The sequence below is a fragment of the Geobacillus subterraneus genome, from assembly GCF_001618685.1.
Taxonomy (GTDB): Bacteria; Bacillota; Bacilli; order Bacillales; family Anoxybacillaceae; genus Geobacillus; species Geobacillus subterraneus.
The window spans coordinates 243,002-263,154 of the sequence record NZ_CP014342.1 but is presented as its reverse complement, the minus strand read 5'-3'; the positions used below and the strand labels follow the sequence as shown (position 1 = coordinate 263,154).

22 protein-coding genes are annotated in these 20,153 nt (G+C 50.8%); 10 read left to right on the top strand and 12 right to left on the bottom strand.

What is annotated here, in order from left to right; all coding sequences use genetic code 11:
- Positions 1–97 precede the first annotated feature (97 nt).
- Positions 98–247, top strand: a complete 150-nt coding sequence (locus GS3922_RS16960) for a YuzL family protein (protein WP_082816511.1) — start codon at positions 98–100, stop codon at positions 245–247.
- 87 nt (positions 248–334) lie between these two features.
- Here the strand turns inward: GS3922_RS16960 and GS3922_RS01150 are convergent, their stop codons facing one another.
- Positions 335–1,252, bottom strand: a complete 918-nt coding sequence (locus GS3922_RS01150) for a proline dehydrogenase family protein (RefSeq protein ID WP_063164820.1) — start codon at positions 1,250–1,252, stop codon at positions 335–337.
- Between the two features lie 164 nt (positions 1,253–1,416).
- Between GS3922_RS01150 and GS3922_RS01145 the strand changes: the two genes are divergently transcribed.
- The 5 genes from GS3922_RS01145 to GS3922_RS01125 all read left to right on the top strand — a co-directional run bounded on the left by GS3922_RS01145 (position 1,417) and on the right by GS3922_RS01125 (position 5,758).
- A complete protein-coding gene (locus tag GS3922_RS01145; RefSeq protein WP_063164819.1) occupies positions 1,417–1,674 on the top strand; it encodes a hypothetical protein in 258 nt (85 codons plus the stop codon).
- A gap of 15 nt (positions 1,675–1,689) precedes the next feature.
- Positions 1,690–2,025, top strand: a complete 336-nt coding sequence (locus GS3922_RS01140; protein ID WP_063164818.1) for a spore coat protein — start codon at positions 1,690–1,692, stop codon at positions 2,023–2,025.
- Between the two features lie 89 nt (positions 2,026–2,114).
- A complete protein-coding gene (locus GS3922_RS01135) occupies positions 2,115–3,584 on the top strand; it encodes a spore germination protein (RefSeq protein ID WP_063164817.1) in 1,470 nt (489 codons plus the stop codon).
- A 60-nt stretch (positions 3,585–3,644) separates the two neighbouring features.
- The gene (locus GS3922_RS01130) at positions 3,645–4,694 is read left to right on the top strand and encodes a GerAB/ArcD/ProY family transporter (RefSeq protein WP_227412627.1); all 1,050 of its coding nucleotides are present in this window, start codon (positions 3,645–3,647) and stop codon (positions 4,692–4,694) included.
- Positions 4,691–5,758 carry a Ger(x)C family spore germination protein gene (locus tag GS3922_RS01125; protein ID WP_063164815.1) on the top strand — a complete coding sequence of 356 codons (1,068 nt, stop codon included), beginning with the start codon at positions 4,691–4,693 and terminating at the stop codon, positions 5,756–5,758. The genes GS3922_RS01130 and GS3922_RS01125 overlap by 4 nt, the downstream gene beginning before the upstream one ends.
- 45 nt (positions 5,759–5,803) lie before the next feature.
- Here the strand turns inward: GS3922_RS01125 and GS3922_RS18300 are convergent, their stop codons facing one another.
- The 6 genes from GS3922_RS18300 to GS3922_RS01105 all read right to left on the bottom strand — a co-directional run bounded on the left by GS3922_RS18300 (position 5,804) and on the right by GS3922_RS01105 (position 11,264).
- Positions 5,804–5,938 (bottom strand): hypothetical protein, encoded by a 135-nt coding sequence (locus GS3922_RS18300; protein WP_020961144.1) that lies wholly within the window; start codon positions 5,936–5,938, stop codon positions 5,804–5,806.
- Positions 5,939–6,039: 101 nt separating this feature from the next.
- The gene (locus GS3922_RS17760) at positions 6,040–6,216 is read right to left on the bottom strand and encodes a hypothetical protein (protein ID WP_168157865.1); all 177 of its coding nucleotides are present in this window, start codon (positions 6,214–6,216) and stop codon (positions 6,040–6,042) included.
- Between the two features lie 116 nt (positions 6,217–6,332).
- Positions 6,333–7,712, bottom strand: coding sequence for an adenosylmethionine--8-amino-7-oxononanoate transaminase (gene bioA, locus GS3922_RS01120; RefSeq protein ID WP_063164814.1), 1,380 nt, complete (start codon positions 7,710–7,712; stop codon positions 6,333–6,335).
- Positions 7,702–8,418 carry a dethiobiotin synthase gene (gene bioD / locus GS3922_RS01115; RefSeq protein ID WP_063164813.1) on the bottom strand — a complete coding sequence of 239 codons (717 nt, stop codon included), beginning with the start codon at positions 8,416–8,418 and terminating at the stop codon, positions 7,702–7,704. Before bioD ends, bioA begins: the two co-directional genes overlap by 11 nt.
- 6 nt (positions 8,419–8,424) lie before the next feature.
- Complete coding sequence (locus tag GS3922_RS01110) at positions 8,425–8,988, bottom strand: biotin transporter BioY (protein WP_063164812.1); 564 nt, start codon at positions 8,986–8,988, stop codon at positions 8,425–8,427.
- Positions 8,989–9,467: 479 nt separating this feature from the next.
- Positions 9,468–11,264 (bottom strand): pyruvate kinase, encoded by a 1,797-nt coding sequence (locus GS3922_RS01105; protein WP_063167273.1) that lies wholly within the window; start codon positions 11,262–11,264, stop codon positions 9,468–9,470.
- A 410-nt stretch (positions 11,265–11,674) separates the two neighbouring features.
- Between GS3922_RS01105 and GS3922_RS01100 the strand changes: the two genes are divergently transcribed.
- Entirely contained in the window at positions 11,675–12,238 is a 564-nt protein-coding gene (locus tag GS3922_RS01100; RefSeq protein WP_063164811.1) for an FAD-dependent oxidoreductase, read from the top strand.
- Positions 12,239–12,418: 180 nt separating this feature from the next.
- On the opposite strand, the gene GS3922_RS01095 is transcribed toward GS3922_RS01100, so the two are convergent.
- The 4 genes from GS3922_RS01095 to GS3922_RS01080 form a co-directional block, all read right to left on the bottom strand.
- A complete protein-coding gene (locus GS3922_RS01095) occupies positions 12,419–12,886 on the bottom strand; it encodes a flavin reductase family protein (RefSeq protein WP_063164810.1) in 468 nt (155 codons plus the stop codon).
- Positions 12,887–13,546: 660 nt separating this feature from the next.
- Positions 13,547–15,499: a TRAP transporter permease gene (locus tag GS3922_RS01090; protein WP_063164809.1), complete on the bottom strand. Its 1,953-nt coding sequence runs from the start codon at positions 15,497–15,499 to the stop codon at positions 13,547–13,549.
- Positions 15,492–15,992: a DUF1850 domain-containing protein gene (locus GS3922_RS01085; RefSeq protein WP_063167272.1), complete on the bottom strand. Its 501-nt coding sequence runs from the start codon at positions 15,990–15,992 to the stop codon at positions 15,492–15,494. Before GS3922_RS01085 ends, GS3922_RS01090 begins: the two co-directional genes overlap by 8 nt.
- Before the next feature lie 77 nt (positions 15,993–16,069).
- Positions 16,070–17,071 (bottom strand): TAXI family TRAP transporter solute-binding subunit, encoded by a 1,002-nt coding sequence (locus GS3922_RS01080; RefSeq protein ID WP_063164808.1) that lies wholly within the window; start codon positions 17,069–17,071, stop codon positions 16,070–16,072.
- A gap of 598 nt (positions 17,072–17,669) precedes the next feature.
- Between GS3922_RS01080 and GS3922_RS01075 the strand changes: the two genes are divergently transcribed.
- The 3 genes from GS3922_RS01075 (at position 17,670) to GS3922_RS01065 (ending at position 19,387) form a co-directional block, all read left to right on the top strand.
- Positions 17,670–18,260 (top strand): DUF6230 family protein, encoded by a 591-nt coding sequence (locus GS3922_RS01075; RefSeq protein ID WP_063164807.1) that lies wholly within the window; start codon positions 17,670–17,672, stop codon positions 18,258–18,260.
- A 15-nt stretch (positions 18,261–18,275) separates the two neighbouring features.
- Positions 18,276–18,692 carry a DUF6114 domain-containing protein gene (locus GS3922_RS01070; RefSeq protein WP_225995603.1) on the top strand — a complete coding sequence of 139 codons (417 nt, stop codon included), beginning with the start codon at positions 18,276–18,278 and terminating at the stop codon, positions 18,690–18,692.
- Between the two features lie 245 nt (positions 18,693–18,937).
- Positions 18,938–19,387, top strand: a complete 450-nt coding sequence (locus tag GS3922_RS01065; protein WP_025039239.1) for a staygreen family protein — start codon at positions 18,938–18,940, stop codon at positions 19,385–19,387.
- A gap of 139 nt (positions 19,388–19,526) precedes the next feature.
- On the opposite strand, the gene GS3922_RS18070 is transcribed toward GS3922_RS01065, so the two are convergent.
- Positions 19,527–19,874, bottom strand: coding sequence for a hypothetical protein (locus GS3922_RS18070; protein ID WP_014196704.1), 348 nt, complete (start codon positions 19,872–19,874; stop codon positions 19,527–19,529).
- Between the last annotated feature and the right edge of the window lie 279 nt (positions 19,875–20,153).

The window sequence follows — 20,153 nt, the reverse complement described above, 5'->3', positions numbered from 1 at the left end:
ATATAGTATGTTGGTAATTTTCGCAATATATTTGCCGCACATTTTTCCCACATCGCAACCCGGTTTTTGTCCATACTAGGAAAAGGAGGTGAAGGCGATGGCTCGGGTGAAAAAAAATCCGTCCAAAGGCGGCGTCAGTGCAGCCAGCGTGAAAGGAAACGCCGGCCCGACGGTTGAGGCGGACGGCGGCGGCAAGCGGACAAGCCAAAACCAGCAGTACAAAAAGCATAATATGCAAGGAGACTAAACGCCGCTGGCGTTTCGTCTCCGCTGATTCGCAACGGTCGCCCAAGCCGACCTTGAAAGCGGAGGCGGCGCTGCCGCCGCTCTCCCCCTACTTCCGGATCATCCCTTTTAAGACGAACGCCACATTGGCCGGGCGCTCAGCCAGCCGGCGCATAAAATAGCCGTACCAGTCCGTGCCATACGGGACGTACACGCGCATCGTATACCCTTCGCGCGCCAGCTCGATTTGGCGCTCCGGGCGGATGCCGTACAGCATTTGAAACTCGAATTGGCTGTTTGGAATGTTGTATTCCTTGACGAGCTGCTTCGTATATTCAATGATGGCGTCGTCATGCGTCGCCACCGCCGTATAGTTGCCGTTCAGCAAATGCTGTTTAATGATCTTTTTAAAGTTTTCATCTACATCCTTTTTGTCCGGGAACGCCACTTCCGGCGATTCTTTGTACGCCCCTTTGACGAGACGCAAATTCGGGCGGTATGACTTTAAATCGTCAATATCTTTTTCCGTCCGGTATAAATACGCCTGCAGCACCGTGCCGACGTTATCGTACTCTGTTTTCAACCGCTTAAAAATATCGAGCGTCTTTTGACAGCGCGAGTAATCTTCCATGTCAATCGTCACAAACACGCCGCGCTGTTTCGCCGCCTCTAAAATGCGGCGCATATTGCGCATCACAAGGTCATCGGAAATATCAAGCCCCATCGATGTCATTTTCAACGACAGCTGCGAGTTTAATTTTTCCCGGCTGATCGCCTCAATCGCCTCAAGACAGTGCCTTGCCATCTCGTTTGCTTCCCGCTCATTGTCCACAAATTCCCCTAAGTAGTCGACCGTGACGGCCAACCCTTTTTCGTTCAGCTGGCGGATGACGCGCACCGCTTCATCAATCGTTTCGCCGGCGACAAATCTCGAAGCGCCGAAGCGGAGGCCGTATTGCTTCGCCAACTTTGTCAACGTTTTATTTTTCGACAGGAACAAGAAAAAGTCTCGCATCAGTTGCTCCACAGTTGTAAGCCCCCTTGTATGGAAACGCATTCACCACCCTTATTGTACCATGTTTCCGCTCCATTGAATATGTTTTTTCCCTGCTGTTTATTTTTTATTTGTGTATAATTTTCCACCCGATGGACAATCTACAAGCGAACAATGAGTGAAAGGAGCGACAAACGATGCAGCAACAACCGCAAATGAACCCGCAAGCGGCGATGCCGCAGCCGCCGCAAATGGTGTCCTCAAAAGACGCCATGTATTTTTCCGATATGATGTCATGGAACTTGCTCGCAGCGAAAAAAGCGCACTTTTTCGCCTCGCAATGCCGCGATCCCGAGGTGGTGCAAGCGATCGAGCGCGCCGGGCAAATGCACCAGCGCCATTACAACATGATTTTGCGCCATTTGCAAAACCCGCCGCAACCGCCGGTCATGTAAAAGGAGGAAAGCCGCATGAACACAAGACAAGTGCAAAACCCGGAAACGCAAGTGCCGAAAACACCGCAAATGAATGAGCGCGACTTTTTGAACGATATGTTGACGACGGAAAAATATATGACGCTCTCTTACAGCGTGTTTTTGCATGAGGCGAGCAACCAACCGTTATACCAAGATATGATGAACATTTTTACGGAAACGCAAAACTGCCAGCGCGACCTGTACAATTTAATGTTTAAAAAAGGCTGGTACAAGCTCGAAGCGGCTGATCCGCAAAAGCTCCAGCAAACGTACCAGCAGTTCCAAGGGTATACCAGCCAGTTCCCTTATCAAGGAAACCAACTGCAGTGAAGAAAGCAAACGAGGATGTCCTCTAGTGCGCGCGGACATCCTCTTTCTCGTCTGACAATGAGAAAGTCTCAACACAAAGGGGGAGAGGGATGACAGCTCCACCGCCATCCGTATGGGCGACGCTGCAAACATTAGGAAGCTCGATGGATTTCCAAACGAAAGTGTACCGGAACGACACATCCGGTCTCTATCTATGGGTGTCGTATATCAAGCCGATGGTTGATATAGAAACTGTCGCTCGCTCTATTTTCCCATACTTGTTTCATCGTCCGTTTTCATCTTTAGAAGATATACGCCAAGCTCTTCCGATCGACGACGCCTATATCTCTAGCGACCCAAATGATGTAAAGGCCAAACTGCTCGAGGGATATTTATTCATCCGCCTTCATGAAACGGACGAAACCGGGCTGCTCATAAAGGCGCAAAAAACATTGGAACGGACACTCACTATCCCCGAAGTGGAATTTAGCGTCGTCGGCCCGAAGGAGTCGTTTATTGAATCGTTGGAAACAAATTTGTACTTATTGCGCAAACGAATCCCGATCGACCGTTTGACGGTCAAAATGACAAGGGTCGGAACGCTGTCGAAAACGAAAGTCGCCGTTGTGTATATTGATGGCATTGCTAATCCCGACAACGTCCAAACGGTTCTTCAGCGCATCGAACAAGTGGAATTTGACGAGATGATCGACAGCTCTTATATCGTACAAATTATTTCGGACAACCGGCACTCCCCCTTTCCGCAGCTGCTCGATACGGAGCGCCCGGACCGAGTCGCTGCCGTGCTGGCCGAAGGAAAAGTAGCAATTATGGTGGATGGATCTCCGCACGTGTTGATTGGTCCGACGACGTTAGTGGAATTTTTTTCATCCTTTGAAGACTATTTTCTCAATTGGACGATCGCATCGTTTTTCCGTCTCATCCGCCTGTTTTCGGTCACCTTTTCCATTTTGATCACGCCGATCTATGTAGCGACGTTGAACTATCATTACGAACTGATTCCAAAAGATTTACTCGGCACCTTGATTACATCAAGAAGGGAAATTCCGTTCCCACCCATTTTGGAAGTGTTGTTTCTCGAACTAACGATTGAGCTATTGAGGGAGGCCGGGGCGCGGCTCCCAACGAAAGTCGGCCAAACGATCGGGATCGTGGGCGGGATTGTTATTGGAACCGCCTCCGTTGAAGCCGGTTTGACAAGCAATGTTTTGCTCATCTTAGTGGCGCTCGCCGCACTGGCTTCCTTTACTACTCCCGTTTATAAAATCGGGAACACCATTCGCTTGATGCGTTTTCCCTTTATCCTGTTCGCTGAAATGTGGGGGTTGCTTGGCGTTGCTTTTTGTTTTTGTATTGTCATGACCCATCTGCTTTACTTAACTTCGCTCGGTCGTCCGTTCCTTGCTCCTTTATATCCGCCCCGTTGGCGGGATTTAAAAGACGCGCTCATCCGCCTGCCGTTTACAAGCCAATCGAAACGGCCGGAAACATTGCGGCCCGAGCAGCCCATTCGCTTTAATAGGAAAAAGGCAAAAGAAAAACGGGACATCGACGAATGACAAACCGACAGGAGGACGACGATGGCTTCTGTTGCCGAACGTCTACAAGTTTCACCTTTCATGACCTTTTTTGTGATCGTGTCCATGCAAATCGGTGTCGGAGTGCTCGGATTTCAGCGGGTCATCGCGAAAACAGCCGGACATGATGCCTGGATTTCCGTCCTGCTTGCCGGCGCTTCGTCCCATCTGATTCTCATCGTGCTATACTGGTTGCTGCAACAGGCAGATGGCGATTTCCTCCTCCTTCATCAGCGCCTTTTCGGCCGCTGGGTCGGAGGAGCCCTTTCGTCATTGCTTGCCCTTTACTTTGCCGCTATGGCCTTTGTCGTTCTGCGCACATATATCGAAGTGATTCAAGTATGGATGTTTCCTGACTTGAAAACATGGGAATTTTCACTCGCATTTTTGTTTCTTTGTCTATACATTACCGTTGGCGGATTCCGGGTTGTTGTCGGCATTTGCTTTTTTTGCTTGATCATTCCGAGCTATTTGTTGTTTACCTTTTGGTTTGTCCTTGATTACACTGACTTTTACCAGCTGCTTCCGATATTGGATCATCCCCCTTCAACCATTGTGAAGGCGGCGAAACAAATGACATTGACGATGCTTGGATACGAAACGATTTTGCTCTTTTACCCTTTTATCAAGCGCGGAAACCAGTCCGCCAAATGGGCGCATGCCGCCTTATTGACGACGACATTGTTTTATGCGTTGCTTACCGTATTGACATTGGCATATTTTAGCGAAAAACAACTGCAGCGGCAAATTTGGCCGACGTTAACGATGTGGAAAATGGTGGAATTGCCGTTCATTGAACGCTTCGAATATATCGGCATCGCCAACTGGCTGCTGATTATTTTGCCGAACGTCTGCTTAGGATTATGGTGTTCTTCACGGATATGCAGGCAGCTTTTTCCGGTCCGCCAAAAAACTGCGTTGCTCGTCATTGCCGCCATTTGTTTTTTCAGCACGCTGCTCATTCATGACCGCAAAGAAGTAGACTTCGTTAACACCATTTTAAACAGAGTCGGCTTTTATTTCCTTTATATATGGATTCCTTGTCTTGCAGGCATTACATATATTGTGAAGAAAGTGAGAGGAAACGTATGAGCATACGAACCGCTCTGTTGATCGGGTTCACCGTCGCGATCCTTTGCGGCTGTCTTCGCAAAGAAATTTTGGATGATATCAACATTGAAAGCGCGGTCGGGTTTGACGAAGCAGGAAAAGAGAAAATTCGGGGAACCGTTCTCATCCCGGTTTACAAAAAAGGAGAAACAGCAAACAAAACGTTGACAGCCGTTTCCCCCACGGCAAAAGACGTGCTCGAAGAACTGCAATATAAAACATCTGAGCCGCTCGTCAACGGAAGCATTGAGACCGCCTTGTACGGAAAACGCCTGGCCAAACGAGGGATTTTTCCCTTTGTCGATCAATTCCACCGCGATGCGAGCATCGGGACGAGACTGTATTTGGCGGTGGTCGATGGGACAGCTGAACGTTTGCTCGAAGGACGTTACGGCCGGCAAGGAAGCGGCATTTATCTCTCGAACTTACTAAAACAAAATATCGAGCAGCGCGATTTGCCCAAAACAAATTTGCATTTATTTTTAAAAACGTACTATGCGGACGGAAAAGATCCTTTTTTGCCATATATACGCCGGGTGGGTGAAGATGTACAAGTGATCGGTGTTGCTCTCTTTCGCAACGATCGGATGGTCGATACGATTGGGCGGAGTGATATGTTCTACTTTAAAATCGCAGCCGATGCCTACAGTGAAGGTACCCATACGATCCGATTGAATCGCCAACACTACGTATCCATTAAAAATATCTCAACAAAGCGGACCATTTCCTTTTCAGGACCAAAAACCCGCCCGCATATTCATGTTCATCTTGCGCTTGAAGGAGTCGTACGCGAATACAAACGTGGGGCATTCACATTCGATGTCCGCAAGTCTGTCGAAAAAACATTCGAACAACAAATTCGTTCGAAAACCGCGGCTCTTCTCCGCCGTTTTCAAGAAAAACACATCGATCCGATCGGCTTCGGCGATCTGGCCGCGAGCCGTTACCGACAGTTTCGCCACCGCGATTTTTATAAGAACTACAGCCACCTTCCGATCCGCGTCACCGCCGAGGTGACGATCCGCGACACCGGAATCATCGAATAAGCATCCCTGTTTCACCGACGGGATGCTTATTCTTCATGGCTAGGTTCAATACCACCAGCCCGGGTACGGCGGATATGGCGGGTACGGATAAAACGGGCGCGGAGCGAGGGCGCCGCCGAGCAATCCGCCTAAAAACCCGCCGATGAACGGGGCACCAAACAACAAACCTGGAAATGGCATCGTTTCTTTCTCCTTTCCTTCATGGATAAGATGCGGTACTTTATTCATATGCACAAAACAAAAAAAGAGGGTGGGCTGTCCGCCCAACCCTTGCTCCTTTCTCACCACCAAATCGGGCCATACCAGTACGGATAGAAAAACGGCGGGAACAATGCGCTGCCGAGCAGCCCGCCTAAAAAGCCGCCAAAAAACGGAGCGCCAAAAAACGGAAAACCGAACGGCCGCCAAAAGCCCCACGGCCGCCAGATGCGCGCATCCGTCATATCGATATGGTTCACCTTGCTTCCCTCCTTCCGCCTGCCCTTAGTCTCACTGTATGTATGATACACACCCGTTGCCTAGGCTCGCACCCAATCAGGCCAAAAGAAACAGGCGGCAATCTAGCCGCCCCAACTTACAAACGCTCCATACGCACCTGTTCGTACAAACAGGCGATCGAGTCAAACAATATGCGCACCGCCTCGTCCATTTCTGCTTCACTCATGGAGAGAACCGGAATGAACGTCAATACCGGTCCGAGCGGACGGATGATCAGTCCTCTTTGGCGCGCCTCGAGAACGATGCGGTGCTCGACCATCGCGGCGCGTGGAAACACTTCTTTTGTTCTTCGGTCTTTCACGATTTCAATGCCGCACATCAGCCCTTTTTGCCGGATGTCGCCGACGATCGGAATCTCATATAGCGCATCCAACCGTTCGGCCAGCCGGCGCGCTTTCTGTTGAACGCTGCTGATGAGGCCGCGCTGTTCTATGAGCTCGATATTTTTTAACGCCACGGAACACGTCAGCTGGTTTCCCGTATATGTATGGCCGTGATAAAACGTCTTGTCTTCATCCGCCTCGCCGAGAAACGCCGCATACACCTCTTCAGTGACGAGCGTTGCCGCGAGCGGCAAATAACCGCCGGTAATCCCTTTGCCGAGACAGACAAGATCAGGAGCGACCTTTTCTTGTTCGCAAGCGAACATCGTTCCGGTGCGGCCAAAGCCAACGGCGACCTCGTCGCAAATAAGGAGCACCCCGTATTGGCGGCAAAGCGCCTCCACTCCTTTCAAAAACCCGCGCGGGTGAACAATGATTCCCGCCGCCCCCTGAACGAGCGGTTCGACAATGACGGCGGCAATGTGTTCGTGCTGGCTGGCGAGCACACGTTCCAACTCATTCAAACAATAGCGGACAACATCTTGTTCGCTCCCGTATTTCTCCATGCGGTACACATACGGCGACGGCACTTCGATTCGCTCAAACAGAAGCGGCGCGAAAATGCGGTGGAACGTTGCCATGCCGCCAACGCTCACCGCCCCGACCGTATCGCCATGGTACGCTTCCTTCAGGGAGACAAATTTGTTTTTCTTCGCATACTTGACCGGATCGATATTTTTCCAATATTGATAGGCGATTTTTAGCGCGATTTCCACCGCTGCCGCTCCCGTGTCGGAATAAAACACTTTCGCCATCCCCGGCCAATAGCTGATCAATGTTTTGGCCAGCAAAATCGACGGCACGTTGGCCGAGCCAAGCAATGTCGAATGGGCGATGTTCTCCAATTGTTCGCGAAGCGCCGCATTCAGCTCCGGGTCGTTATGGCCATGGACGTTGACCCAAAGCGATGCATACCCGTCCAGATAGCGGCGACCGTTCACATCATATAAATAGCTGCCTTTTCCGCGCTCAATGATCAGCGGCCGCTCGTTGACGTACTGTTTCATTTGCGTGAACGGGTGCCAAACATACTGCTTGTCCCATTGTTCGAGCTGCTCATAGCTATACTTCAACAGCAAGCACCTCCCATAGCGCTGCCGCTTCCTTTCGTTCAATCCACTGCCCGGCAAACGCCTCTAATTCCTCCCTCGTAACAGCCGAAAACGGTGGCACCGTAGCGAAGGCAGGAAGCTTGAGCATCGCCGTGATCGTCTCAATGTTGTTTCGATGAATCACTTCACGCTCGTCAAACTGGTTAAATACTAAACCGAGCACACGGACGCCTTGCGTCTCGGCATATGTTGCGGTCGTTACCGCGTGGTGAATCGCGCCAAGACCCGAAAGCGACACGAGAATCACCGGCAGCTCATAGTCGCGGACAAAATCGCACGTCATGTACCATCGTCCGCCGCGCTCGCACCATGGAACGGCCAGTCCCCCCGCTCCTTCAACAAGCACGACATCATAGCGCTGCCGCAGCGATGCCAACCGTTCAGCTATCCGCTCAGGTTCGATGGAGGTGCCGGTCAGCGCCGCTGCCAAGTGCGGGGACATCGCCGGCTCCATGCGGTACATTCCTTCAAAATGCGAAAGCTGAACCACTTGTTGATACCAATGCTGCTCGGCAAACGAAATTCCATCGTCAGCCATCCCGGTTTGGACCGGCTTGAACACGCAAGTTGAACAACCAAGACGCTCTAACGCCAACACGATCAATGATGTCACGACCGACTTGCCGATTTCAGTCCCTGTTCCCGTTATGAACAATGCCGTTCCCATCGTTGATCATCCCCCTAACCGCTCTGTTGTCATGACCGGCCGAACGCGAGGCCAAACGCGCGCAGCGACAAGCGAACAGGCCGCACAAAGAATAAGATCCCCAGGAATCGGAAGCAACACTCCAAACCAAATCGTTTGCCCGACGGTCAACGGTTTTTCCACGATCCATTTCATCGCGCCGTACAACCAAAGGCCCCCGCATAAATACACGACAACCAAGGCAGCAAGATTGGCGGCAAACAGTTGCACCCCTTTCGTCCAACGAAAACGCTCGATCAGCCACCCGCTTGTGTACGCCCCAGCGATGAATCCAAGCAAATAGCCGAAAGTGGGCTTCCAGATGTAACCGAGCCCTCCCCCTTCAGCAAACACCGGCACCCCCGCCAATCCGACCAACACGTACAACAGCTGGCTGAGCGCACCGATTTTCGGCCCAAGCAAGCACGCGGCCAAGTACACCGCCGCGATTTGCAACGTAAACGGCACATACGGCACCGGAATTTTGATCATTCCGCCCACGGCCGTCAACGCCGCAAACAGCGCCGCCCAAATCCAGGAACGAATGTGCATCTTTCCCCTCCTCTCCCATTATTGCTTCTATTTTATCGAAACGGCTTCTATTTTGTAAACCTTATTTATAAAAAAGGTTTACATATAAGGCGCAAAAAAGCGGGGAACTCCCCTCCCCGTCGATCAACGGCAAGTTCCGCGAAGCCACCATTTCCAAGTCGCGCCATCGCCCCCAACGGATACCGTTTCACACCCATGCCTAGCGGGCTGGTGATTTACTCGCGCAACCGCTTCTCGGAATCGTTTCCCAAGTGGAAAAAACTTGTTACATCAGCCTCTATGTTCACGCGTTCAATCATCGATCAAGGCAAACAGCGGTTTTTCACCAACCTTCTAGAAGGCCGGTGAAAAAGCACACGCCAAGGCAGGGGTTTAGGGGGCTTATGTCGAAAAAAGAAGGAAGGAGAATCTTTGGAATGGAGTGTGTGCGGATCATGAAAGCCCCCAAACATCTAGGTCGTTCGAATACCAGAGTCCGTTTACTCCAAAGACGAGAGCCGATCCGTCCACTGCCCGACGTGGCTGTCTTCGTTTGCAAGCAAAAACGCCAACAAGCGAACCGCCTCAGCGATATGCGCTCCTTTGTTTAGCATGATGCATTGCGCCTGCTTGCCGAGAAACACATCCGAAAGTTCCGCACGCGATGGCAGTCCTTTTTTCGCTAGCTGTTCAAGCACTTGCGTCGCCCAAATGACCGGAATATGGGCCGCCCGGCATAGCATTAAAATCTCGCGCTGGGCGGCGGCCATATGTTCAAATCCGACTTCAAGCGCTAAATCGCCGCGAGCAATCATCACCCCGAACGCCGGGAGCTTTAGCCCCTCAAGCACAATGCGGGCTAAGTTGTGGAGCGCCTCCCTCGTTTCGATTTTCGCAACCACCGGAAGGGAAGAAGCCCCTTGCTCTGAAAGCAAACGATAAAGCTTTCGCAAGTCATACGGCGTATGGACAAACGACAATCCCACCATATCCGCATGCTCCGCGATGAACGGAATCACTTCGAGATCACGGTCGGTGAGCGGCGGAACGGTCAAATGGATGAACGAATCGGGAAGATGGATGCCCGTCCCTTGCTTGATCGTTTTCCGCTTTCCTCCATCGGCGATGACTTTTGCCTCCACGCACCGTTCATGCACTTTAACGACCCTGGCCAAAATTTGGCCGTCGTTTAAATACAGCCGATCCCCCGCCCGCACGTTGCGCCATGCTTTTGCCAATGTGGTCGTCATTTTTACGCCGCGTTCGTCCTTTGCAGCCGCAAACTGGGCGTCATCGAAATAAATATAGAGCGGTGTCCCGGTTTTGACAAACGCTTTCATCGGAATAAACAAGGCGGAAGAAAGGGTAAACAGCGCCGACCCACGCCACAATTTCATTCCTTTTTGCACATAGGCCGTCCGTGACAGAAGAACTTTAAAACAAGACGGCCCCATTTGTTCGATCACCTTCAATTTTCGTTTTCTCCCCCGCACATCGGCAAAAAACAGATCGTCTCCTTGCTCCACGACCGCCTCCTCCTCGGCCGTCAACTGCAGTATGAACGAAACATCATGAGGAAGCGGGGAAAGCGGTTGCGAAGGACCGAAAGAAATGATCCCGGCCAACGGTTGAACCGGTTCCCCATATTCATTTTTCGGCACGGTCAGCTTCACCGGCCCTGTATGAACGGCAAGCCGGTCAACCCGAATTTTCGGGCCCGGCAAATCCATATAGATGCGGCATCGCTTCCCTAGCAGTTGTTGTTGCAGGCGCTCTTCCGCCCGGCGGATGACAGCCGCCAGCGTCTCCCACGTTTCCGGTGAACCGTAGGCGCAATTAATGCGGGCAATGTCCATGCCGTACAAAAGAAGCCGCTCTACGATATCCGGCTCATCGGCCCACGCTTCGTCCATCGTCACCATGATGCGTGTCCGCTGGGAACGACCGGATGGGCCAAACATCGCTTCCGTTCGTTCGTCAAGCAGCCGTTTCGCTTCGTTTCTTGTCACCGCTCGGATCTCCTCCCCACGATCAAACGGCGTGCGCAAATAAGTCAAAAACTGTTCCACTGTCGCGATGAGATGAGGCTCTTGCCCGCCAAGCAGCAATCCCTCTTCTTCCAGCGCTTCCATTAAATCAGGAGGCATATGCTCTTTCATATATAAATAAGCGAGCAACTGATCCCGGCTTTCTTCATGAGACGGAAGCGGAAAATGTTTCCGTTTTTGCCCGATCCATTCCGCCATCTCGCGGTAAAAAGCGGCCAATCGGACCCCTAAATCCCGTTTGTCGTGCATCAGCGGCACCAACCCTCATCAAAAATGCGGTTTTATTTCTATATATTCGCCGCCGACAAAAATAAGGACAGAAAAAAACCGGCGCCATTCGCCGGTTTCCCACTTGAACCTAACTGTATCTTTGTTCACCATCTTATTTTTGAACGACCAATTTCATTCCACATCGGCAAAGCAACGAATGTTTCAGGCGCCGTACCGGATGTCGGCATTGTTCACAAATAATGGCTTTGCTCATTGATTCGTCTCTCCTTTGTGATCCCCTCTGCTTCCTAATTATACACGCACGATTATTTAAAGTAAATACAATTTGATAATAAATATCATTTTATAAATCAAATCATTTGGACCTTGTTTCCACCTATGCTACACTATTCATAGTGCCAATATTCAAACAAAGGGAGGCTGTTACGATGTACGACATTGCCATTATCGGCGCCGGGCCGGCAGGGGCGAGCGCTGCGATTTTCGCCGCCAAGGCAGGAAAAAAAACAGTCGTATTGGACAACGACAAAAGCATGACCAAACGCGCTTGGGTGGAAAATCATTACGGCGTCCCGGAAATCAGCGGTCCGGATTTAATCGAAACAGGCAAAAAACAAGCAGCCAAGTTTGGGGCTGAACTGGTGACCGCACAAGTAACGGACATTCAAAAAACGGACGGCGGATTCCGGCTTGACACCGACAACGGTTCGTATGAGGCAAAACACGTCATTTTCGCTACCGGCGTTGCCACCGATCTGGCGGAAACAATCGGATTGCGCACGAAACCGGCGACCGAACCGCGCATCAAAACCGTCATCGCCGTCGATGCAAACGGCAAAACGAACATCGACGGCATTTGGGCGGCTGGCACCGTGGCGGGCGTCAGCGTTCATACGATCATCACTGCCGGCGACGGAGCGAAAGTCGCCATTAACGTCATTAGCGAACTGAACGGCGAACGGTACGTCGACCACGATGTGTTGAAAAAATGACAAAGGGCCGGCCGAAAAGGCCGCCTTTCCTCAAGAGAGGCAAAATACGGCCTTATGGGAGCGTTCTGCCCATATAGACAGCCATGAAAAAGGGTGTCCCGTTGTTTTTGGGACACCCTTTGCTTTCATGTGAACCGAACGACCGATGTCTCGGCGGGCTGCCGTACGCCTGCTCCATCCTTATTGGCCAATGCTTCGGTATTTCCCCTCGAAAAATAAGAGCGGGTCACCCGGTTCCTCTTTCATCAAAATATCGGTCACTTCGCCAAAATAGAGCGTATGGTCGCCGGCGACGTACGAGCTGTGCACGTTGCATAAAATATTCGCCATCGCATCCGGCAAAATCGGGTGGCCATCGACCCATTCAAACGCCACATCCCGCTCTTCCTTCAGCTGGCCGGCAAACAACCGCGACAAATCCTCCTGATCGCGCGTCAACATGTTGACGGCAAACTTCCCGGTTTGCTTGACGATGTCATGCATCCGTGCTTTATGACCAATCGAGACAACGACAAGCTTCGGATCAAGCGAAACGGACATAAACGCGTTCGCCGTCATCCCTTTTGCTTCCCCTTGAAACGCGGTCGTCACAACCGTCACGCCGGTTGCGAATTTCCCCATCGCGTTGCGAAATGTGCGATCATCCATGCGTTCTCCCATCCTTCCCTTTTCATCATCTAGCTGTTGTTTGCTGCTCCCAGAAGGCCGGTGAAAAACTGCGATGTCCTTCCATCAATGATTTTTTATTGCTCAAAAAAACATTCATGAGCAAGCCTTGCTCCCCACCCTGGCATGAAAATGACGCATTAAGGCGGCGCATTTTCACAGAAAAACAGACGTTCTCAATGAAGGAAACCTTTTTACATTGGCCTTTTTCAATCACCGGCCCACTAGGCGGGCAGTTCTCAGCCGCTTAGGCGCCTGTTTCAGGCAAGCTGCCCGGTTTTCTATAGTGAAAGCCAACCAAATCTATCCCCATCATAGCAAAAACAAAACAAGGAAACAACGACGACGCGCCATCAGCCATTGCCGCGTCGGAGATGTCCGTACTCAAACACGGCCGGTTCCTTTTCATCACCTGAACCGGGTTCCCATTTGATGCCCAAAAAAGCAGCTCCGACTTTGCTGTTGACGCTATTCTTTTCTTCAGTGGCAGCGCAAGAAACTGGCGGGCCTGCATCCATAGATGAAAACGCAATAGCTTGTCCGCAAAGCGCTAGATGATGTCACCGCCCCGTCGCAACCGCAAGCAAAAGGCAGGCCTCGTCTAGATGAGCGCCTGCCTTTCGGTTTGCTCAAATCGGACTTTTATGATGCCGTTTTCTGCGTCCGTTCCCGTCTTCCGGCTGCATATTGAATGGCAAACATGGCCGCAAATAAGACCAATCCGACGATATCGCTGATTGTTTCCGGATAAATCAGCAGCAACCCTGTCGCAACCGCAATGATGCGTTCAACAATGTTGAGCTTCCGGTACCAAAAGCCGATCATCCCCGCACTAATGGCCAACATGCCGATAAACGCGGAAAAGACGACCCATATCAAATATGGAAGCGTCGTATCAATCATTAACAGCGCCGGTGAAAAGACAAACATGTACGGGATGATAAACGCGGAAATCGCTAGCTTCGACGCAATCACCCCGGTCCGTAGCGGCTTCCCTCCGGAAATGCCGGCCGCCGCAAACGCCGCAAGCGCCACCGGCGGCGTAATATCGGCAATAATGCCAAAGTAAAAGACGAACAAATGAGCCGCCAGTTCCGGCACACCGGAAGCGATGATCGCCGGTGCAGCGATCGTTGACGTAATGACATAGTTCGCGGTCGTCGGTGACCCCATGCCGAGAATGAGCGATGTCAACATCGTGAAAAAGAGCGTTAAAATCAAAATCCCGTTCGATAAGTCCACTAGCCCGTTTGCCATTTTTAAGCCAAGGCCGGTTTTCGTCACGACCCCGACGATAATCCCGGCGGCCGCTGTCGCCGCCGCCACAGACAGCGCGCTTCTTGCTCCGTCAACCAAAGCGCCGATAATGTCACGCCATCCTAACCGCGTTTCCTTTTTCAACGCGCTGACCGCAATGATCGCAACGATCGACCAAAGCGCGGCCCGCATCACGCTCATTCCGCTCATCAGCAGCAAAATAACGATAAGGATCGGAATGAGCAAGTAAATTTTTCCGAGCACTTCTTTCCGGTTCGGCATTTCTTCCTCTGTCAACCCGCGCAGCCCGATTCGCTTCGCTTCAAAGTGCGTCATCATCCAAATGCCGGCAAAATATAGAATCGCTGGAATCGCTGCTGCTTTGGCGATCTCCCAATACGAAATGCCGCCGATAAACTCGACCATCAAAAACGCTGCCGCTCCCATGACCGGAGGCATGAGCTGGCCGCCGGTGGACGATGTCGCCTCCACAGCGCCGGCAAACTCTTTTCCGTATCCGAGCCGTTTCATCATCGGAATCGTAAACGATCCGGAAGTAACGACGTTCGCTACTGAGCTGCCGCTGATCGTTCCTTGGAGCGCGCTGGAGAACACGGCCACCTTCGCCGGACCGCCGATTCGCTTCCCGGCGACAACGAGCGCCAAGTCATTAAAATACTCCCCGACACCCGTTTTCACTAAAAATGCGCCAAACAACAAGAAGACGAAAATGTATGTCGCCGATACGTACAGCGGCGTACCGAAAATACCTTCCGTCGTAAAAAACATCGTTTTGACGAGCCCTTCCAAATCAACGCCCCGATGGGCCAAAAATCCCGGCATATACGGCCCGAAATACGCATACAGCAAAAATAGCGAGGCGATGATCGTAATCGGCAGCCCGACCGCCCGCCTCGTCGCCTCAAGCACAAGCAGCACGGCGACCAAACCAACCGTAAAGTCAAGCGGCGTCATAATGCCGATGCGTTGGACGATGTCATCGAGCATCAGCGGCAAATATGCGCCCACCCCGATCGACAATAACGACAAAATGATATCCACAATCCCGACGCTGGAACGGTGAAGATGTTTTTTCCGCGCCGGAAACAATAAAAAGATAAGCGACAAGGCAAACCCTAAATGGATCGACAATAAAATTTGTTTTGGAAGCGTTTGAAAAATCGAAGCATATAACTGAAAGAGTGAAAAGGAAAGCAGCCCGAAAAAGGCAATCCAGCCAAGCGGCCCTTTCAATTTGCGCGTCGCTGCTTCCGGATCGTATTTTTCCAGCAATTGTTGCTGCTCCTCAGCGGATAGCTGTTCAAACTTCTCAGTCAAACAAGTTCACTCCCTTCCAGCATTGAACCAATGATAGTCGTGTCACCTTGATGCGGACAATGGAGCCGGGAGGGATGACTGTGTTTAACGTCACCGTCTTCCCTTCATAAACGACGCGATGGTTGGCGACAACCCGCCCAATGCTCAACAAGATGGATGGAAATTTGCGCTCCATGCCGGTAATATAGTATTTTCCATTCCGAAGCGTAAATGTCTCCCCTGGCGCCGCGTTCGCCGGCATCCCGACCGCCGTATCTTCATAAGTGAGAGCGATTTGTTCAATCGTCCCGTCAGCCAACACCTTATACGTTTCCTCGACATCTGAACGGTGGATCGAATGCGTATAGCGAATCGCGAACGTATCCCCTTGAGAAATCGGGATATACGCAGCGACCCGACCATCCTTTTCAAACGCGACCACCTGGCGGAAAGGGAGAAAGAAGACGGCAGCCGCCGCCAGAAGTACACTGACCGCTATGACCCGTTTTCGCATCAGCCGCCCTCCTTCGCGGCCGCGGAAATAAGGAAGGGCTGGCGCCATGACCCCGGCCAGTCCTTCCTGCCACACCGTTATTCCGCTTTAACTCCTTTTTCATCAAAGTATTTCTTCGCTCCTGGGTGAAGCTCGATCGACATGCCATCCAGCGCATGTTCCAGCTTGATTTGCTGGGCTTTGGCATGTTTGACCTTATCCAAGTTTTCAAAAATCGCTTTCGTCACGTTGTAGACCGTGTCTTCCGGCAGGTCCGCCCGAGCGACGAGCATCGCGCGCACGGCGACCGTCGGAACCGCTTCCGCTAGCTTATACGTCCCTTGAGGCACTTCATCTTTCGCATAGTACGGGTATTTTTCAATCAGCGCATTGATTTTGTCCTCAGCGATCGGCACAATCACAACGTCTTCCGTCGCTGACAAGCCTTCCACCGCTCCCGTCGGCGTTCCGGCTGTAATAAAAGCGGCGTCAATCGTGCCATCTTGGATGCCGGAGACGGAATCATCAAACGACAAATTGCGCACTTCAATATCATCAAACGTCATGCCGTGAACTTCCAAAATTTGTTCCGCATTTGCCCGCGTTCCCGAGCCCGCTTCCCCGACAGAAACGACTTTCCCTTTTAGATCCTCAACGGACTGAATGCCCGATTTTTTCGTGGTGACAATTTGAATCGTTTCCGGGTAAAGGGTCGCAATCCCTTTCACGCTTTCAATTTTCTCTTTAAACATTAACTTTCCTTCTGTGGCATATGTCGCGATGTCAGTTTGCGCAAACGCAATTTCCGCATCGCCCGCATCCAAAATCGCCATGTTTTCCGCCGATGCCCCCGAAGTGATGGCATTAGCGTCGATACCCGTTTCATCTTTGATAATATCGGCAAACGCCCCGCCAAGCGGATAATACGTTCCGCCCGTCCCGCCGGTGGCAATGCTGAGGAATTTCACGTCGCCGCCTTGCTTCCCATTGGCCCCTTCTTGCTCTGTCCCTCCATTGTTGTTACCGTTTCCACAAGCGCCGAGCAACAGCGACAGAGAAAGAACAGCCATAGCACGCGTAAACCACTTTCGCTTCTTCATCGTCATCATCTCCTTTGCTATTTTCAGTTTCCCTTTATGATTATATTGCACCAAACATATTTTCACAACCATCATATTATTTCCGTAGTTCTGTTTTCCGATTGACCTGTAGAGGGCCAGGAGAAAACAGCCATTTCTCCTGATTCTTGGGTGTCAAGAGGAGCAACATTTGTAAGCTTCCCGATCTGAGAAGCGGGATGATTGAGCCTCATTTTTCTTTAAACCAGCAGTCCCGTAGAATGACGGAGAAACCAATGTTTCCTTCCAGCGCTGATATTTTATTGCCCCAAACTTCATCAAGCGATTGGCCCCCCTCCCACCCGGTATTGAGTGCCGAGTTTCTTTGAGGAGCCCGAAATGGAGTCAGGCAAAACTTGGCGAAAATCGCACGGTGTATGCGCTTTCACCTCCGAATTCCTGAGGCTTCTGCATCATGTGGCTGCCCATTCCCTTCTTTTGACCGTCACAACCCGGGAAGGAGCAGAAAAAAATCCGACAAACATAGGGATTCAATGAGAAAAATAATTGTCATAAAATTTAAACAGATTTACTAAAACGCTTACAACCATTCTCATTCAAAAGGGGGAGGAGAACAGCCATGGAAATGGCAACAAAATCGGTCATCATTGGGGGGCATACGGCGAAAAAGCCGCTGCTCGCCGCACTGCTCGCAGGGTTTCTGTTTCTCGGCGCCCTATTGTCCCTCTTCGGGATCACGGGGGTCGCGTACGCCTTGCCGCTCGGCGGAGTCGGTGAATTTACCGTCCAATTTGACAAGCTCAACGGGCAAGGCTTTAAAATGTACGGGGGGATGGCGGAATCTGGAGAGACGAAACAAACGCCGGTATTTGTCAACGAAATCAAAAATGCCAGCATCCAAGGACTCAAAATTTCCAAGGACTTCGAAGCGCTCGGTCTCCGCGTCGTCATTGAAGCCGGCGGAACAGTATCGATCGATGGGCTCGTGCAAAAAGCAACGCAAATTAACGGCAACATCACCTTCGGCAGCTTGACGATGAAAGAAAACTATGTAGGCGATGTACAAGATCCCGTTCAAAAAGCAGCACAAGAGTTCACCCAAGGAGCCGATAGCATTTCAATCGAAAACGGGGACTTAAAAACCGTTTATTTGTTCCAGCAAAAAGTTTCGCTTCCAGGCATGAAAGTATACTTTGAGAAACTGAAATAAGCAAGGATGATTGCTATGACCCGTTCCTATTGGCAGACGTTCAGGCGTTGGCGCCAGCGGCGGCCGTTTTGGGGAGCGACGCTTCTCTTGCTGTCGGGCTTGATCATTCTATGGATTCCAGCGCACTTATACGAAATTTCGCTCGTCCCGGGCAGCACCGTTTTCGTCGGCTTTTTCCTCGGCGGGATGGTGTTGCTTATGGCCGCGTTGTCCTACGCAATGCCGCGCCTGTCGACACTGTTTGGCATCATCGGCATGTTCAGCGCCATCTTGTCGATCATGGGCGCGTTAGGCGGCTTTCTCATCGGCACGATTTTAGGCATCATCGGCGGGGCGCTTTGCATTGCTTGGCGCCCGCAATGGGCTGAAACTGACGCTCCGCTGGCGCATGACGAGGCGGCTGCAGACAAAGAAACTGCCACCACCCAATGAAATCAAGCGAGAAGCAAAACCGAACGCGGATCGACCGTCCCGTTCGGTTTTGTTTTGTCATCGCCGCCAATAAAGGCACATATATATAAGTTGCAATAAAGATTTTCCGATTGTTCGATTCTGTTTTCCTTCATAACAAGTCATTTTGATAGAATGCGGTGGGCGCTCTACTGGATGTAAAACAAAGTTTCAACTTATATAGATGAATGAGATCGACCACTTTCCACAGAAGAAGGAGGACCGCCATGAAATACCTCTCTCCCGAGCGACTGCACGTCACCCAGACCGCTGGAATCACCCAGCTGTCACCAGTGAACGGCCGTCTGTACACCTTAACCCACTCGGACACGACTGGCACCTTATTCCTCACTGTCTCCCGCGCATTTGTCACTGATCAGCTCACTTCTCAACGCGATGAAGTGCTCGGTGAATGGAAACAAGCCGGGCAACAGCTAGTATTGTTTCTCTATGTATTCGTTGGCAACCGGCAAATGGGCCGGCAAGAAAATGCGCGCCGAGCGAACGTATTCAAGAAAGAATTGCCGTTGGCGCTCGAAGCTATTCGCTATGGCGACCGCGATTTTTTTCGCACGTACCCGTTTTGTGATTGGTGCCCGATTTTCATTCATTTCACTTCCGAATACCCGGAGCTCAACCGGACGGAATATTATGGCACTCCGTATTTGTATCGCTGACAACCGCTTCGGTGACGGGGCTATGCATCGCCGCGTTTTTGAGCAGTCGACAAACAAACCTCTTCCTGTTTCTCAACACCTTAAAATATCGGGCCAACGGTATTGCGCGCATTGTAAGAATTACCCTTAAGCATTGCACTCAAAGTGAGTGCCACTCTACATTCCCCGCCTCAATCATGATGATGTTCCCCCCGTCGGTGACTATTTTAACTTTTTCAAGCGATGAAGTGGCGGAAATAAGCACCACTTCCAATATTTCATCAGCATCAAAGTCTTTAACGCAATCTGTTTCAAAATATGTTACATCTTCAAAAACATTGAATCCTTCAATCATTTCCGGATCTTTCGTTTCGTCATAATCGAATTGTTGCCATTTGCATAACTCAGTTTCAAGAGATACTCTTTTGGTGGTCGAATCATATTCTACCTTATTAATTAAACTCCCATGCAAATGATATCTTTTAAGAAAATCAGATATTCTCATCATCTCTTCCCCCTTGTTCATCACAATGTTTGGGCTGTTGAGTATGTAGTTATTTCATGATGGCCGAAAAACAGAGGTGACAAGCTTTTTTCCAGACGTTAAAACTCAGAGAAAAATCGTGATGGATAAACTTTTGGCAATAGCAAACGAATGAGAGTGCGGGCGGGTTTTTATAGTCATCTTAAACGATTGATAATTTACATTATTTGGATCATTACGTATCTTTGTATTTCGTTGCTATAATCTTATTGACATCCGGATGATTAACATATCCTGAGAGGA

Coding starts and splice junctions, on each gene's coding strand:
- GS3922_RS01085 (WP_063167272.1), bottom strand. CDS start 15,992: ATGCGAAAACGGGTCATAGCGGTCAGTGTACTTCTGGCGGCGGCTGCC.
- GS3922_RS18300 (WP_020961144.1), bottom strand. CDS start 5,938: ATGCCATTTCCAGGTTTGTTGTTTGGTGCCCCGTTCATCGGCGGGTTT.
- GS3922_RS01065 (WP_025039239.1), top strand. CDS start 18,938: ATGAAATACCTCTCTCCCGAGCGACTGCACGTCACCCAGACCGCTGGA.
- GS3922_RS01130 (WP_227412627.1), top strand. CDS start 3,645: ATGACCTTTTTTGTGATCGTGTCCATGCAAATCGGTGTCGGAGTGCTC.
- GS3922_RS01095 (WP_063164810.1), bottom strand. CDS start 12,886: ATGGATGATCGCACATTTCGCAACGCGATGGGGAAATTCGCAACCGGC.
- GS3922_RS01080 (WP_063164808.1), bottom strand. CDS start 17,071: ATGAAGAAGCGAAAGTGGTTTACGCGTGCTATGGCTGTTCTTTCTCTG.
- GS3922_RS01110 (WP_063164812.1), bottom strand. CDS start 8,988: ATGCACATTCGTTCCTGGATTTGGGCGGCGCTGTTTGCGGCGTTGACG.
- GS3922_RS01135 (WP_063164817.1), top strand. CDS start 2,115: ATGACAGCTCCACCGCCATCCGTATGGGCGACGCTGCAAACATTAGGA.
- GS3922_RS01100 (WP_063164811.1), top strand. CDS start 11,675: ATGTACGACATTGCCATTATCGGCGCCGGGCCGGCAGGGGCGAGCGCT.
- GS3922_RS01140 (WP_063164818.1), top strand. CDS start 1,690: ATGAACACAAGACAAGTGCAAAACCCGGAAACGCAAGTGCCGAAAACA.
- GS3922_RS16960 (WP_082816511.1), top strand. CDS start 98: ATGGCTCGGGTGAAAAAAAATCCGTCCAAAGGCGGCGTCAGTGCAGCC.
- bioD (WP_063164813.1), bottom strand. CDS start 8,418: ATGGGAACGGCATTGTTCATAACGGGAACAGGGACTGAAATCGGCAAG.
- GS3922_RS01125 (WP_063164815.1), top strand. CDS start 4,691: ATGAGCATACGAACCGCTCTGTTGATCGGGTTCACCGTCGCGATCCTT.
- GS3922_RS18070 (WP_014196704.1), bottom strand. CDS start 19,874: ATGATGAGAATATCTGATTTTCTTAAAAGATATCATTTGCATGGGAGT.
- GS3922_RS01070 (WP_225995603.1), top strand. CDS start 18,276: ATGACCCGTTCCTATTGGCAGACGTTCAGGCGTTGGCGCCAGCGGCGG.
- GS3922_RS01075 (WP_063164807.1), top strand. CDS start 17,670: ATGGAAATGGCAACAAAATCGGTCATCATTGGGGGGCATACGGCGAAA.
- GS3922_RS01105 (WP_063167273.1), bottom strand. CDS start 11,264: ATGCACGACAAACGGGATTTAGGGGTCCGATTGGCCGCTTTTTACCGC.
- GS3922_RS01145 (WP_063164819.1), top strand. CDS start 1,417: ATGCAGCAACAACCGCAAATGAACCCGCAAGCGGCGATGCCGCAGCCG.